General features: G+C 54.9%; 14 protein-coding genes. 4 read left to right on the forward strand and 10 right to left on the reverse strand.

What is annotated here, in order from left to right:
- Positions 1-11: 11 nt before the first annotated feature.
- From ACOOFE_RS01805 to rpsU, 4 genes are all read right to left on the reverse strand, one after another.
- Complete coding sequence (locus ACOOFE_RS01805; RefSeq protein WP_420413392.1) at positions 12-605, reverse strand: NAD(P)H-dependent oxidoreductase; 594 nt, start codon at positions 603-605, stop codon at positions 12-14.
- A 143-nt stretch (positions 606-748) separates the two neighbouring features.
- Positions 749-1,618: a sulfotransferase gene (locus ACOOFE_RS01810; RefSeq protein WP_420413393.1), complete on the reverse strand. Its 870-nt coding sequence runs from the start codon at positions 1,616-1,618 to the stop codon at positions 749-751.
- Positions 1,619-1,726: 108 nt separating this feature from the next.
- Complete coding sequence (locus ACOOFE_RS01815; RefSeq protein WP_420413394.1) at positions 1,727-2,548, reverse strand: tetratricopeptide repeat protein; 822 nt, start codon at positions 2,546-2,548, stop codon at positions 1,727-1,729.
- Between the two features lie 202 nt (positions 2,549-2,750).
- The gene (gene rpsU / locus ACOOFE_RS01820) at positions 2,751-2,978 is read right to left on the reverse strand and encodes a 30S ribosomal protein S21 (protein WP_008188883.1); all 228 of its coding nucleotides are present in this window, start codon (positions 2,976-2,978) and stop codon (positions 2,751-2,753) included.
- Between the two features lie 353 nt (positions 2,979-3,331).
- On the opposite strand from rpsU, the gene ACOOFE_RS01825 reads away from it, so the two are divergent.
- A complete protein-coding gene (locus ACOOFE_RS01825; protein WP_420413395.1) occupies positions 3,332-4,732 on the forward strand; it encodes an MATE family efflux transporter in 1,401 nt (466 codons plus the stop codon).
- Between the two features lie 9 nt (positions 4,733-4,741).
- On the opposite strand, the gene ACOOFE_RS01830 is transcribed toward ACOOFE_RS01825, so the two are convergent.
- The 3 genes from ACOOFE_RS01830 to ACOOFE_RS01840 form a co-directional block, all read right to left on the reverse strand.
- Positions 4,742-5,836 (reverse strand): 5-(carboxyamino)imidazole ribonucleotide synthase, encoded by a 1,095-nt coding sequence (locus ACOOFE_RS01830; RefSeq protein ID WP_420413396.1) that lies wholly within the window; start codon positions 5,834-5,836, stop codon positions 4,742-4,744.
- A 25-nt stretch (positions 5,837-5,861) separates the two neighbouring features.
- Positions 5,862-6,356: a 5-(carboxyamino)imidazole ribonucleotide mutase gene (purE, locus tag ACOOFE_RS01835; protein ID WP_420413397.1), complete on the reverse strand. Its 495-nt coding sequence runs from the start codon at positions 6,354-6,356 to the stop codon at positions 5,862-5,864.
- Positions 6,357-6,491: 135 nt separating this feature from the next.
- Positions 6,492-6,698, reverse strand: coding sequence for a YdcH family protein (locus tag ACOOFE_RS01840; protein WP_168206288.1), 207 nt, complete (start codon positions 6,696-6,698; stop codon positions 6,492-6,494).
- Positions 6,699-7,037: 339 nt separating this feature from the next.
- On the opposite strand from ACOOFE_RS01840, the gene ACOOFE_RS01845 reads away from it, so the two are divergent.
- The gene (locus ACOOFE_RS01845; RefSeq protein WP_168206289.1) at positions 7,038-7,217 is read left to right on the forward strand and encodes a YdcH family protein; all 180 of its coding nucleotides are present in this window, start codon (positions 7,038-7,040) and stop codon (positions 7,215-7,217) included.
- Between the two features lie 71 nt (positions 7,218-7,288).
- Here ACOOFE_RS01845 and ACOOFE_RS01850 read toward each other — a convergent pair whose 3' ends face one another.
- Together ACOOFE_RS01850 and ACOOFE_RS01855 are read right to left on the reverse strand one after the other, a co-directional pair.
- Entirely contained in the window at positions 7,289-8,920 is a 1,632-nt protein-coding gene (locus ACOOFE_RS01850) for an acyl-CoA synthetase (RefSeq protein WP_420413398.1), read from the reverse strand.
- A gap of 87 nt (positions 8,921-9,007) precedes the next feature.
- A complete protein-coding gene (locus ACOOFE_RS01855) occupies positions 9,008-9,772 on the reverse strand; it encodes a sulfite exporter TauE/SafE family protein (RefSeq protein ID WP_420413399.1) in 765 nt (254 codons plus the stop codon).
- Positions 9,773-9,941: 169 nt separating this feature from the next.
- Here ACOOFE_RS01855 and ACOOFE_RS01860 point away from each other — a divergent pair, with 169 nt between their 5' ends.
- Positions 9,942-11,849 carry a propionyl-CoA synthetase gene (locus tag ACOOFE_RS01860; RefSeq protein ID WP_420413400.1) on the forward strand — a complete coding sequence of 636 codons (1,908 nt, stop codon included), beginning with the start codon at positions 9,942-9,944 and terminating at the stop codon, positions 11,847-11,849.
- Between the two features lie 135 nt (positions 11,850-11,984).
- Positions 11,985-12,776 (forward strand): SDR family NAD(P)-dependent oxidoreductase, encoded by a 792-nt coding sequence (locus tag ACOOFE_RS01865; protein WP_141184845.1) that lies wholly within the window; start codon positions 11,985-11,987, stop codon positions 12,774-12,776.
- Between the two features lie 39 nt (positions 12,777-12,815).
- Here ACOOFE_RS01865 and ACOOFE_RS01870 read toward each other — a convergent pair whose 3' ends face one another.
- Positions 12,816-14,603 carry an ABC transporter transmembrane domain-containing protein gene (locus ACOOFE_RS01870; protein ID WP_420413401.1) on the reverse strand — a complete coding sequence of 596 codons (1,788 nt, stop codon included), beginning with the start codon at positions 14,601-14,603 and terminating at the stop codon, positions 12,816-12,818.
- Positions 14,604-14,790: the final 187 nt, after the last annotated feature.

A 14,790-nucleotide genomic window follows, 5' to 3' on the forward strand; every position in this document is an offset into this window, starting at 1 on the left:
GTTCACCTACGCTAAGCAGATTTTCGGCCGAGGTCTTCCATCTTCTTCAGCCACCCGGAAACCGTCTTCTCATTTGCCTGCTCAACCATTCCGAAAAGCGTGGAGCGAACTGGCGCAAATCCAATGAAGCGGAATATGTTTCGCTCCAGGCTTTTGAGGCTGTGAGCGCCATACCAGAACCTATAGACGAGGGCAGGCATGCCCATGGTGACAATGATACGGGCCGATTTGCCATTCATCTTGCCTTTGGGCCAAGCGTTGTCGGGGCCTTTTTCAAACGCTGTGTCGTAGTGAAAAATCTGTTCGAGAAAGGCCTTTGTGTAGGCGGGCAAAGTGCCGAGCCAAAGCGGGTAAACCAGCACAACATGATCGGCGGCCAAAATCAGATCCCTGGCCGGTTCCAAAGCAGTTGGCGTCGGCTGGTCTTGGAAATCGGATGGTTTCTGTAGAACGGGGAAATCTAAATCCGCGATCCGGAGCAGATTAGCTTTATGCCCGGCCCCCGATGCGCCTTCTGCATAGCGGGCAGCCAATGCATGGCACAGATGATGAGTGTCTGGATCCGGGTGGCCATCCAAAACGACAATTTGTTTGGGTGCGGTCATGACAACGCTCAAGTGTTGCTGTCGGCTTGTGAAGCCTAGCCTGCGTCAAAAAGGCAGTCCTTGAGGCGGATCAACAAGGGGGAGCGTTTTTATTCCTCTGGCAGTCCTAAGTAGATTGCGTCAATCGAAATTCGCGGAAAAGTCTATTGGACTGTCATCTTGCTTGACTGCAACAGGTCAGGGCTTTCCGGATAGATTTCGATCAACCGATCCTGGCACAAATGCGCAATAATATGCAGCTCAACATCTGTCAGGGGGGCCGGGTCTTCATAAGTGAGCACTGGAGTTGGGTCCGTATCTGAGGCCGGTGTGTACCGATTGATTTTCAAATCCGCTATCTCGCGCTGAATGTCCTTGAGACCCGAAAAGGCCTCCAGTTGGCTGATCGCAGCGTCTTTATCTGCCAGAAACTCTTCGAATTTGATCGGATGCAGCATTGCTGGAACACTCTCGAAGTTTTTCCGGCTGAGCGCGGCTATGACGTCGGTGTTGTTGATCCATTCTGTACAAGTCGCGATCAATTGATCCTCAGTGCTGATCAGCCCGAGGCTTTTCTGGGAACGGACGACATCAACAATGTTGCGATAAATGTAAATGCACTTGAGGTCCGGTATGAAATCCGCGGCTTTGACGATGCTTAAGAAGGAGCTCTTCGGCGACTTGCAGGCCCAGATTTCTTTTTCTATGGCTTTTGTAGCTTCGTCGTAATGCTGCTTGAAAAACGTTAGAGCGCCTACCAATGCATGTTTCGGCAATTCGCCGGGAATTTCCAAGTCGACGGCGCCGAAATCCTGATTTCCTGTCAGTAGATTCTGCAAATAGAAGGATTGCAGATCTCTGCGCTCCTGGAGTGCTAAACATTCGGAATGTGTGAACTCGCTGAGCATTAACAGCCGGCGTGCCGCATCTGCTCCATAACAGATGCCATTGTCCGAACTCGAGACTAGCCGTTGAAGAAACGTTGTACCTGAACGCTCCACTGGAGAAGATACGATGATTGGAGCAGCCGGCATGATGTGATTCCCAAACAATGACAGAGCAGTGTTGTCCAAAACCCGCGATCGTCACAGCCTGAATTGTCAAACCGTCAACGGGAATCCTATCTTGTACAGCGGCCTAGCTCAGCCGCCGACGCGTCTCAGGCCTTCCCGGGCAATCTGATTGGAATTGTCCAGGGTCAAAGCGCGGGTAAAGTTGCGGCGAGCATCTTTTGCGTTGCCCTGCATCTCCAGAGCGAGGCCTCTATTGGCCCAGGCGACAGACGAATCACGATCCAGATTGACGGCCATGGAAAGATCGGAAAATGCCGCGCTGGGATCATTCACAGCCAAATAGGAAATGCCGCGAGCGATATAGGGTGCGCTGGCTTTCGGATTCAGGCCAATCGCGGTCGCAAAATCTTCGATCGCTTGCGCGTGTTGGTTCTGGCCTTGGTAGATCAAGCCGCGATTATAAAATGCCTTTGCATCACTGCTGTCGCGGGCAATGACGGAATTGAAATCGGTCAGGGCCGCGTTGAGGTTGCCTTGCTGGCGGTAGATATTGCCGCGGCCGATATAGGCGACATCATAATCAGGCTTGATATTGATGGCGCGGGTGTAGTCGGAGACGGCGAGATCGTTCTGCCCGAGACGCCGGTAGACCAATGCCCGGTTCGCGTATGTCTGATAAGAGCGCGGGTTCAACTGCAGCGCCTGATTGAAATCTTCAATCGCCAAATCCAGTTTGCCAGCCTGGCCATAGGCGATGCCACGTGTGCTGTAGGCATTGGCGTCTGACGGATTGGATTCAATGACAGAGGTCAGGGAGGCGATGTTCGTGGAAGAGCCGACAGAAGAATTGACCGGGACACCCTGATAGACACCACCACCCTGACAGGCGCTTAAAAGCGTCGCCATTGCGAGAAGGGCGGCTTGCGGCAGGAGTTTGTTTATCCGGCTCATCGGACTCTTTTCAGCAAAACGAAGAAACATGCCGTTCATCTGCCTCCAATTGGGCGGTAATGTGGCTGCGCTTTCCGCTTCAAATGCGGTGGAGCAGATTTCCCCGGCAAACGCCAAAAAGCCGACCGAACTGACGGCCGGCCTCTCGGCATATCAAGCAATGTGCAAAAAGCATGCTGCCAAAAGCACGCTCAAGCCGCACTTAGCGGCGAGCGGATTTGCCCGGCAGAAGACCTTCGCGCTGAGCCCGCTTGCGAGCCAGCTTGCGTGCGCGGCGGATAGCTTCAGCTTTTTCGCGCGCTTTCTTTTCAGACGGCTTTTCAAAGTGACCGCGAAGTTTCATTTCACGGAAGATGCCTTCGCGCTGCATCTTTTTCTTGAGCGCCTTCAGCGCTTGATCGACATTGTTGTCGCGAACCAGAACCTGCACGCGTTTTTTCCCGTTTTTCATGCGCTGCGGTCAATTCCGCAGCTAATTAAAACCATGATGGAAGCGAGACTTCGTCAACAACCCTTGTGACTGCTCTGAACAACATGCAGTCAACGCAAGAGTGCATCCACTTGTGTACAGAAACCGGATCGCCGCTGACGCGTCGCTCACTTTGAGCCGGGTTATTATCAGAGGCCGTGGTTTGAGTCCACACTCATTTGCAAAAGAAATGGCCCAAAACCCGCTTTTCGCACTTATAGCAGTTCGCTGGGCACTGGCAAACATGGTGGACACCAATGAAATTGACGAGTAGAGGTGGATTCTGTTCTCCCGCCTGGTTTTTGGAGTGACGAATGGAGCAGCACGCTTCAGGGGCTCCTGATTCGATTAAAAAAGATTCTCTTTGGCACAGCGATATTCTGCCAACCCTTTCGCTTGGACTTCCATTGGCCGGCGCACAGCTGGCGCAGATGGCGATCAATACGACCGATGTCCTAATGATCGGCCGCCTGGGAGCTGAGGAACTGGCAGCCTCCGTGCTGGCGTTCAATTTTTACATGCTCCTGTGGTTTTTCGGGATGGGTTTGCTGCAGGCCGTCATCCCGCTCGCTGCGCGCGCCCGTGGACAGCGCAAACCTCGGGATTTGCGCCGCGCTGTGCGTATGGGGTTCTGGGTGTCGGTGCTTTACTGCTTGCCGATCTGGGTGGTGCTTCTCTTCACCGAAGAGCTGCTGCTGCTGTTTGGTCAGGAACCGGAGCTGGCGAGGTTGGCCGGTCTTTACATGGGCGTTTTGCAATGGACCATGCTCCCGGCACTTTTGATCATGGCTGTTCGTGGGTTTTTGACCGTCATGGAGCGCACGCAAATCGTATTGTGGGCGACAATTTGCGGTGCCGTGGTCAATGCGATTCTGGACTATGTCCTGATTTTTGGTGAGTTCGGTTTTCCGCGCCTTGAACTGGTTGGCGCTGGCATTGCGTCTGTCTTCAGCGCGACCACGACGTTCTTGTTTCTGCTTTGTTATGCTTTGTACCATCGCAAACTGCGCCGCTATAACATTCTTGGACGAATATGGCGGTCGGATTGGCCGGTGTTTTGGCAGATCGTGCGGTTGGGCACCCCAATTGCGATTACAATCGTCGCAGAGGGGTCGTTGTTTGCTGCTTCTGCAATCATGATCGGTTGGCTTGGAACAATACCGCTGGCAGGCCACGGGATCGCGCTACAGATTGCCTCCTTGACCTTCATGGTGCCTGTTGGCCTTTCCGTTGCCGCCATGACACGTGTCAGCCTTGCAGACGGCCGGGGCGATAGGGCCGGTGTTGGCCGGGCTGGCTGGACAGCGCTTGCTGTGACGATGGCTTTCATGGGGGCATTTGCCATCCTGTTTTGGACGGTTCCTGAAACCCTGGTCAGTCTTTATCTGGATTTGGACGATCCCCAATCGCAGGACGTGTTGGCCTATGGCGTGTCCTTCCTGCTTGTTGCAGCCCTCTTCCAGTTGGCCGATGGCGGGCAGATAATTGGCGTCAACAATCTTCGGGGATTGGGCGATACGACCATCCCGCTGTTCTATGCGCTGTTCGGCTATTGGGTGGTCGGCATCAGCTTGTCCCTCGGCCTGGGGTTCCTGGCCGGTTGGGGCGGGGTTGGTGTCTGGTGCGGCCTGGCCGGTGGTTTGGCGTCTGTTGCACTATTATCCAATATGCGCTTCGCCCGGCGGGAAAAGCTGGGTTTGCTTCATCAAAGCTGATGATTCCGGTCAGCTGGTCTTGGCTGAAATCCGGTTCACATGGCCCATCTTCCGGCCATCCCGGATTTCAGATTTGCCATAAAGGTGCAGTTGCGCGGTCGGATCCTTCAGGATCTCATGCCAGCTTTCTGCATCCCGCCCAATCAAATTTTCCATCACTGCATCGGAATGCCTATCCGACGGTCCGAGTGGCCAGCCGGCCACGGCGCGGATGTGCTGATCGAACTGGGAGGTCAGGCAGGCGTCCTGGGTCCAATGGCCGGAATTGTGAACGCGTGGCGCGATTTCGTTCACCAGAAGCTTTTCGGTATCCCCGTCTTTGACGAGGAACATCTCGACGCCCATGACGCCGACATAGTCGAGGCCGGAGACGATTTGCTCTGCCATCTTCCGGGCAGCGCTTAACGTTTGTTCAGATACGCCAGCGGGAACTGTCGAGGTCTTTAGAATATGATTTTCGTGGTGGTTGCGGGCGATGTCATAACAGGCACAAGCGCCATCCAGGTCTCTTGCGACAATCACCGAGACTTCGCAGTCAAAGCCGATCAAGGCTTCTAGAACAGCCGGGACACCACCGATCTCTTCAAAAGCTCCGCCGGCATCGGCAGCGGTCCGGATCATCTTTTGACCCTTGCCGTCATATCCGAACCGGCGTGTTTTCAGGACACCTTGTCCGCCGAATTGGGCTAGAGCTGATTGCAAATCAGCTTGGCCATTGATTTCGGCATAACCGGCGATGGCCACGCCGGAGCTGGACAAGAACTCTTTTTCAAAGAGCCGGTCCTGCGAAACTTCCAAGGCACGGACACCGGGCCGTACCGGGCATCGGGAGGCCAAGTGCTCTGCGGTCTTGCCGGGAACATTTTCAAACTCGTAAGTCACCACCGACACGGCGCTTGCAAACCGGTCAAGCGCGGCAATGTCCTCATAAGCTGCGATGGTTTGATCTGCGCTGACATCAAATGCCGGGCTGTTCGCGTCTGGGCAGAAGATATGGGTTTTGAGCCCCATACTTGCCGCCGATTGTGCGAGCATACGTCCCAGTTGGCCGCCGCCAAGAATGCCGATCGTATCACCGGGCTGAAGGCGATTTTGTGCGCTCATGGCAGCAGTTCCTGAGTTTGATGTGTCAGTTCGTTTCGTTGACCGGAAATTCTGAAACCGCTGCGGTGCGGTTCGCGCGGTATGTATCCAGCGCCGCTTCAATGTCCGTGTTTGTAAGAGCCAAAACAGCAGCTGCCAGCAGAGCGGCATTTGTCGCGCCGGCCTTGCCGATGGCCAAGGTGCCAACTGGAATGCCACCTGGCATTTGAACAATGGACAAAAGACTGTCTTCGCCTGAAAGCGCGCGGCTTTCGACCGGAACACCGAAAACCGGGAGAGGCGTCAAAGCTGCGGTCATGCCGGGCAAATGCGCGGCACCGCCGGCCCCGGCGATAATAACTTTAAAACCCTCTGCCTTGGCGTTCTTGGCAAAGTCATACATGCGCTCTGGGGTCCGGTGGGCGGAAACAATGCGCGCTTCGAAAGATACGCCCAGCTCGGCAAGTGTATCGGCAGCGTGTTTCATCGTCGGCCAATCGGATTGACTGCCCATGATAATTGCGACGTCTGCCTGTGCCATATTTCACTCCAGAGTTTCACTGAGGCCGGAAGAGCCGCGGAGTATAGGCAGCGCGCAGCACTTCGCAAGCATCAATAGGTTTAAAGCCGAGATGCCTGAATATCAGTCTGGCAATTCACTGCAAGTCCGGTGAGTTTAGGCAATAATGTCAGGGTGCAACTGGTCTTCCAGGACCATGATGCGATCCTTGATCATAAGCTTCTTTTTCTTCAATCGCTGAAGCTGAAGGACATCATGATTTGAAGTTGACGCCAGAGCTTCCACGGCGACGTCAAGATCTCTGTGTTCCTGACGAAGTTGAGCAAGTTCCATCCGCAGAGCATCGGTGTCCATACGTGCCATTCATTCCCCCAAAACTGGACCTTAGTCCTAGTCTATTTTTATACTTGCGGGCAAGACAACATCGGCTTTTCGGTCTCATCCAGCGGCAAATGGTCACTGAAAAGTGGCTGCGCCTTTCTCGGTCCTCGGCAGTTTCTGAGGCGGCAAATTTGTCAGGGGCAATTTATATGAGTTTTCCAGAGCTTAAGTGTGCGATCAAATTTAGGGAATCCTAAGGATAGCAGCCGGAAAGGCTGCTACGACGGCAAAACGTCTCTGATATGCAAAATCGGCAATCGACAAGGCCGGATTTTATATGGCAACATGCTGCCGTTGAGCCAACAGACAGGAGGTTTATCCATGTCAATGCAGTCGCATCTCGAAGAATTAGAGCGCCGCCACGCGGAAATGGAACGCAAAATCGAAGACGCTCTGTTACATCCGAGTACGGACTCCCTGAAATTGGCTGACATGAAACGGCAAAAACTCAAGATCAAGGACGAGATTGAGCGAATACGCAAGGATGTGACGATCCACTGATTGTCATACTCTGTGGAATTTGGCGCCGCGCGGATCGCGCGGCGCTTTTTATTTGATCGGATGAATTTCCATTAAAGTGTTTTTGCCTGTTCCCGAAGGGCGAATTTCTGGATCTTTCCGGTAGAGGTTTTGGGTAGGTCGCAGAAGATTACCGTTTTAGGTGATTTGAAGCTTGCGAGATGCTCTTTACAAAATGCCATGAGTTCTTTGTCGCTCACCTCTGACCCGACTTTCAGTTCTACGAAGGCGCAAGGCGTTTCACCCCATTTCTCATCCGGCCGGGCCACCACAGCAGCAGCCTGCACATCTGGATGTTTGTAGAGAACATCTTCCACCTCAATTGAGGAGATGTTTTCGCCGCCGGAGATGATGATGTCCTTCGAGCGGTCCTTTAATTGGATGTAGCCGTCTGGATGCAGCACTCCGAGGTCGCCAGAGTGGAACCAGCCCCCCTTGAAAGCGTCTTGCGTAGCTTCCGGGTTCTTCAAGTAGCCCTTCATGACGACGTTGCCGCGGAACATGACTTCGCCAATGGTTTCGCCATCGGCCGGGACCGGTTCCATGGTTTCCGAATTGAGAACTGTCAGGTTTTCTAGGGCGACATAGCGGACACCCTGGCGGGCTTTCTTTTGCGCCTGCTGATCAAGCGGCAAAGCATCCCACTCGCCCTTCCAGTCATTGACCACTGCCGGGCCATAAACTTCGGTCAGTCCATAAAGGTGTGTGACATTGAACCCGGCTGTTTTCATCGCTGCCAGAACACTTTCTGGCGGGGGAGCGGCCGCGGTGAAGAACTCAATCTCCCGGTCGACATCTCGTTTGTCGTCCCCAGCATTGAGCAGCGTCGACATGATGATCGGTGCGCCGCACAGATGGGTAACATTTTCATCGGCGATCAAATCCCACATTGCCTTGGGCCGGACCCAGCGCAGACAAACGTGGGTGCCGGCCACAACGGACAGCGACCATGGAAAACACCAGCCATTGCAGTGGAACATCGGCAAGGTCCAAAGGTAGACCGGGTGTTTGGCCATGGACGCGGTGATCACATTGGCCTGGGCAAGCAGATAGGCGCCGCGATGGTGGTAGACCACACCCTTAGGATTGCCCGTTGTTCCGGAGGTGTAATTCAGTGAGATGGCATCCCACTCATCATCCGGCAGCGACCATGCAAAATCCGGATCGCCAGATTGCAAGAATTCTTCATAATCGAGTTTGCCAAGCAGCTCACCGTCTTGCGGGAATTCCGGGTCTGAATAATCAATGACCGTCGGTTTGACTTTGGCCAGAGCCAGCGCTTCCTTGATGACAGCGGCATATTCCCGGTCCGTGATCAGGACTTTGCAGTTGGCATGGTCGAGCTGAAACGCAATGATCGCGGCATCCAGGCGTGTGTTCAACGAATGCAAAACAGCCTTTGTCATCGGGACGCCGTAGTGGGCTTCCAGCATGGGCGGAACATTGGAGAGCATGACACTCACCGTATCGTCTTTGCCAATACCGTGTTTGCTGAGCGCGGATGCCAGTTGCTTCGACCGTTTGTAGAAGGTTTGGTAGTCGGTGCGCTGTTTGCCATGGATGATCGCAATGCGCTCTGGAAACACATCCGCTGCTCTTGCCAAAAAGCTTAAGGGACTAAGGGGCGCGTAATTGGCGTCGTTTTTTTCAAGCCCGCTCGAAAACGGGCTAACAGTGGCGTCCATTGTGATCCTCCTAAATAATTGCCGGGTATCAAACCCGGAATTTCACAAAGGTGCAATGCAACAATGGGCGCTTTTGACGCAGTCCGTTCAGATCAGAAAACCCGCGATGCCGTCATAGACCAGCTTTAGGCCAATCAGACCCATAACGACATAGATGATGTTGTAGAAGGTGTCTGCCTTAATAATCTTGACCAGGCGGACACCGGCAAGAGTTGCAACGAGTGCTACAGGGAACAGGGCTGCCGAAGTTGTCATATTGGCGGTGTCGAATTGGCCTAGAAAGAAATACGGGATGACTTTTAAGGCATTGACTGTCGCAAAGAAAATAACCGCGGTTCCGGCAAACAGCATCGGTGGAAACCTGAGCGGCAGCATATAAAGCTGGAAGGGCGGCCCACCGGTGTGGCTGATGAAACTGGTGAAACCGGCAACAGTGCCCCAAAATGCCCCCTTGGGAATATCGTGCTCCAATGCCCGGTCTTCTTTGCGGCGCTTGAACAGGTAATCGGCCACGAACGCAATTGAAATAAGACCGATCATCAAGGTGACAAATGTGTCATTAACGTAGGAGGCCGCTCCCCAGCCGATGCAGATGCCGACAACGGCAGCGGGCAGCAGGATAGCCAGGCTTTTCCAATCCGCTTTGCCCTTGTAGGCCATCAGCGCAATGGCATCCATCACCAGCAAGATCGGCAACATGATCCCGGCCGCTTGCAGTGGTGAAATTACCAGAGACATGATCGGAACGCCGAGCATGGCGAAGGTTCCGCCAAACCCCCCTTTGGACAAGCCGACACAAATGACGGCCGGGACTGCAGCTGCATAAAACCAGGGATCGGTGATGGGAAGCATGAACGGCACTACGGATGGGTGAGGTCAAATGAGCGCGCAAACAAGCACGCCAGAAGGATTACGTAAAGGTCCGCTCATCGAATTGCTAAGTCTGGAAGGCTTGCAATTCCAATGTCTCCTGCAACACTCTAGGCCAAATGCTTGAGAGCTGCTGTTTGGGAGGATGATAATGGCAAGCCGGTATCACGACGTCTATCAGGGCTGGCACAATGATCCGATGGGATTTTGGAAAAATGCCGCCTCTGAAATCGATTGGGTCAGCACGACTGATAAGGTCTTTGATCCGGATCAGGGACAGTATGGTCGTTGGTTCCCCGATTGGGAGTGCAACACCTGCTACAATTGCCTTGATCGTCATGTTGAGCGCGGCCGCCCAGGGCAGCCGGCCCTGATCTATGACAGCCCGATCACTGGCGCCAAAGCAACTTACACCTACGCGGAACTTCTCGAGGAAGTAGAAGCGCTCTCTGCCGTGCTTCAAGATCAAGGGCTTCAGAAGGGCGATCGCGCGATCATCTACATGCCGATGATCCCGCAAGCGGTTATGGCCATGTTGGCCTGCGCCCGCCTTGGCGTGATCCACTCTGTCGTTTTTGGCGGATTTGCCGCCAACGAACTCGCCACCCGGATTGTTGATGCCACGCCGAAAACGATCATCGCAGCCTCCTGTGGCATCGAGCCGGGCCGGGTGATTGCCTATAAGCCGCTCATTGATGAGGCCATCGAGCTCTCAACGCACAAGCCGGACAGTGTTTTCGTGTTCCAGCGTGAAGCTGAGACTGCGACGATAGTGGACGGCCGGGACCATGATCTCGGGGTTCTAATGGAGGCTGCTAAAACTGCCGGCCGTAAAGTCGCACCGGTTCCGGTCAAGGCAAGTGATCCTCTGTATGTCCTTTATACATCCGGTACCACGGGCCAGCCGAAAGGTGTTGTCCGGGACAACGGCGGCCACATGGTTGCACTAAAATGGTCCATGTCGAACCTTTACGACATCCAGCCGGGCGAGGTGTTCTGGGCCGCGTCTGATGTGGGCTGGGTGGTTGGCCACAGTTACATCGCCTATGCGCCGCTGCTCCATGGCTGTACGACAATCGTCTTTGAAGGAAAGCCGGTTGGAACACCGGATGCCGGGACCTTCTGGAGGGTGATTTCCGAGCACAACGTGGTGTCCCTATTCACCGCGCCGACCGCGTTCCGGGCGATCCGCAAGGAAGACCCCAACGGGGAGCTGATCAAGAAATACGATCTGTCGTCTTATCGGTCGCTGTTCCTTGCTGGTGAGCGTGCCGATCCGGAAACTGTCAATTGGGCGATCGACCAGTTGCAGGTGCCGGTGATTGACCACTGGTGGCAGACGGAGACCGGTTGGTGCATTGTCGGCAACCCGCTTGGCCTTGGCGCATTGCCGGTCAAACCGGGTTCTCCGACGGTTCCAATGCCCGGATATGATGTCCAGATCGTCGATGACGCAGGACATCCACTCGAAGCGAACACGCTCGGCAATATCGTCGTGAAACTGCCGTTGCCGCCGGGAGCTCTGCCGACATTGTGGAATGCGGACAAGCGCTTCTTTGATGCCTATCTCGCAGAATTTCCAGGGTACTACAAAACAGCGGACGCCGGCATCATCGATGATGATGGGTACCTGTCGATCATGGCGCGCACCGACGACATCATCAATGTCGCTGGCCACCGTCTGTCGACCGGCGGCATGGAAGAGGTGTTGGCAACCCACCCAGATGTTGCCGAATGTGCGGTTATCGGGATCGCTGACAAGCTCAAGGGACAGTTGCCTTGCGGATTTGTTGTTCTGAAGGCCGGTGTGGATCGGTCGCATGACGACATTGAAAAAGAGCTGATCAAACTCGTTCGTGAAAAGATCGGACCGGTTGCTGCTTTCAAGATTGCGATCACGGTCGACCGATTGCCGAAAACCCGGTCTGGTAAGATCCTGCGGGGCACAATGCGTCAGATTGCGGACGGTGAAGAGTATAAAATGCCCGCCACAATCGATGATCCGGCAATTCTCGATGAGATCACCGATGCTTTGAAATCTCACGGGATTTCAGCTTAGGCAGGTGAGGTGACGCAACTGGAGGTGCGTAACAGGCATCGACAGATGTGACTTTGGGACTTATGGTCGGGCCGCCGCGGAGCGGCCCGTCGCATCTCTGCGGCGGTTCTAATTTGTGTAGCCGTGAGGTTTTCCGTGTCTTTAGAAAATAAGGTCGCCATCGTTACTGGGGCAGCCCGTGGAATCGGTTTTGCTGTCGCTAAGCGTTTTGTCATGGACGGCGCAAAGGTCGTGATCGCCGATGTTGATGATGAGGCCGGCGAGGCAGCTGTTGAGGATCTGAGCAGCCTCGGCACGGCGATGTATATCCATTGTAACGTCGCCGAGCGGCTGGACGTTCGCAATCTGGTCGCCGAAACGTTGAATGCCTATGGCGATATCGATGTCCTGGTGAACAATGCGGGCATTGTTGTCGGTGCCGATTTCCTGGATCTGGAAGAAGATGATTTTGACAAGGTCTTGTCGATCAACCTCAAGGGCGCGTTTTTGTGTTCTCAGGCAGTTGCCCGGCATATGGTCGAGAAAGTCGACAATGGCGGCGATCCAGGCTGCATCATCAATATGTCGTCGGTCAATTCCGTGCTCGCGATTCCCAATCAGATCCCTTACTGCGTGTCCAAAGGGGGCATGAGCCAGCTGACCAAAACTACGGCTTTGTCGCTGGCGCAATATGGAATTCGCGTCAATGCGATCGGTCCAGGCTCGATTATGACGGAAATGCTGGCAACTGTGAACAGCGACCCGGCAGCGAAAAACCGGATCCTATCCCGCACGCCGATGCTGCGAGTTGGCGAGCCGTCTGAGATCGCTGGCGTTGCAGCATTCCTGGCCTCTGAAGATGCCGGGTATGTGACGGGTCAGACAATTTTCGCCGACGGCGGCCGCATGCCGCTGAACTACACGGTTGCGGTGCCTGAAGACGATTGATCCAATCGATAAACTTGAATTGAGTAGGAGAGGCGGACGCTAAACGGGTTCCGCCTCTTTTCCGTTTCCGAATTGCAGCTCTGCGAGCTTTGCATAAAGGCCGCCTGCAGCACTCAGATCCTGGTGGGTGCCGGTTTCCACGATCCGGCCTTGATCCATCACGACAATCCGGTCCGCTTTCAAGACTGTTGCCAGCCGGTGGGCGATGATCAGGGTCGTCCTGCCTTCCATTAGCTGATCAAGAGCGGTTTGAACCAGCTGTTCACTTTCGGCATCCAGCGCGCTGGTGGCCTCGTCCAACAACAGGACCGGCGCATGTTTGAGGACCGCGCGGGCGATCGCAATACGCTGGCGTTGGCCGCCGGACAGAGTAACTCCGCGTTCACCGACCATCGTATCGTAGCCGTCTGTCATCTTCTCAATAAACGGAGCGGCGAGGGCAGCCGTGGCCGCCGCGACAATCTCGTCTCTGCTCGCCTCCGGCCGGCCGTAGGCAATGTTGTCCGCAACGCTGGCACCAAAAACGGCCGTGTCCTGTGGCACCATGGCGATATGGCGCCGAAGATCTTCAGGATCGAGCCTGGTAAGCTCCGCGCCGTTCATTTGGATGTTGCCGCTTGTGGGGTCGTAGAAGCGCATCAGCAGGCTGAAGAGCGTTGATTTGCCCGCGCCCGACGGACCGACCACAGCCACTTTTTCCCCTGGCGCGATTGTCAGGCTCAGATCCCGGACAACCGGCATCTTTTCTGCGTTCTCGTAGGCAAACGACACGTTGTCGAAGACGATCTCGCCCCGCGGCTTTTCGGGAAGCGGGAGAGGATTGGCAGGAGCACGGATTGCCGGTTCGATTTCAAGCAATTCGGACAAGCGCTCGGCGGCGCCAGCCGCCTGCGAGAGTTCTCCCCAGACTTCCGAAAGAGCGGCGAGCGATCCAGCAGCCAAGATCGAATAAAGCAGGAATTGGCTGAGTTCACCGCCGGTGATCCGTCCAGAAAAAACGTCGCTGGCTCCAATCCATAAGACGGCCACGATCGAAGAACCGATCACAAGGATCGCAAATCCCGTCAGGGCCGCTCTTGCGACAAATGCTTGGCGGGCAGCGGAAAAGGCGGTTTCGACTGCCGAGCTGTATTTGTCTGAGCTGCGGCGTTCGTGGGTAAAAGCCTGCAAGGTTCGGACCGATCCAAGCATCTCGCCGGCATAGGCAGAGGCGTCGGCCAGCATGTCCTGAGCGTAGCGGGAGCGCTTGCGCACCTTCCGCCCAAATCCGAGGATTGGAATGAGGATCACCGGGATAGCCGCCAGAACGATAACCGACAGGCGCGGGCTGGTTACCACCATCATGACTGCAGCGCCGGTGAACATGATGGTGTTGCGCATGGCAAGGGAAGCGCTGGCGCCAAAGGCGGATTTGATTTGGGTGGTGTCGGCCGTTAGCCGCGAAAGAATTTCACCGGATTTGGCACTATCATAAAAAGAGGGACTGAGCCGGGTCAGGTGGGCAAACACATCAGACCGCAATTCCGCGACAACCCGTTCGCCAAGCCACATGACCAGGAAATACCGGACTGAACTTGCACAGGCGAGCGCGCAGACTACTCCGATCAGAACAGCAAAGTAGGAATTAACCAGCGCCGGATCTCCCGCGCCAAAACCGTAATCGATCATGCGGCGCACGGCAGCGGGAAGAACAAGCGTGATGACGGCGGCCGAGAACAACGCCCCCAATGCGGCCAGGACCATTCCCTTGTGTTTAAGAAGATAAGGAAACAGCCGTGCTAAGGGGCGCAAAGACCGCCGGCGGTCGGAGGTGGCTTCGTTGGACATGTACACCCTTGTTCGTTCAGAAGACCAAGCTTTGTCTATCGCTTACTTAATTGGCCGCGGGGCTTGTGCCAATCCCAGATAAAGACTCTAGCCGGTTTGGAGCAGTGCAATTTTGACACATCTCAGTTTGTTCGCTGGATTTAGGAAATTGCTTGGAAATTGCGGGAACTTCGGTCTTGTCTTGTCT

The sequence above is a fragment of the Roseibium sp. genome (assembly GCF_965216085.1).
GTDB lineage: Bacteria > Pseudomonadota > Alphaproteobacteria > Rhizobiales > Stappiaceae > Roseibium.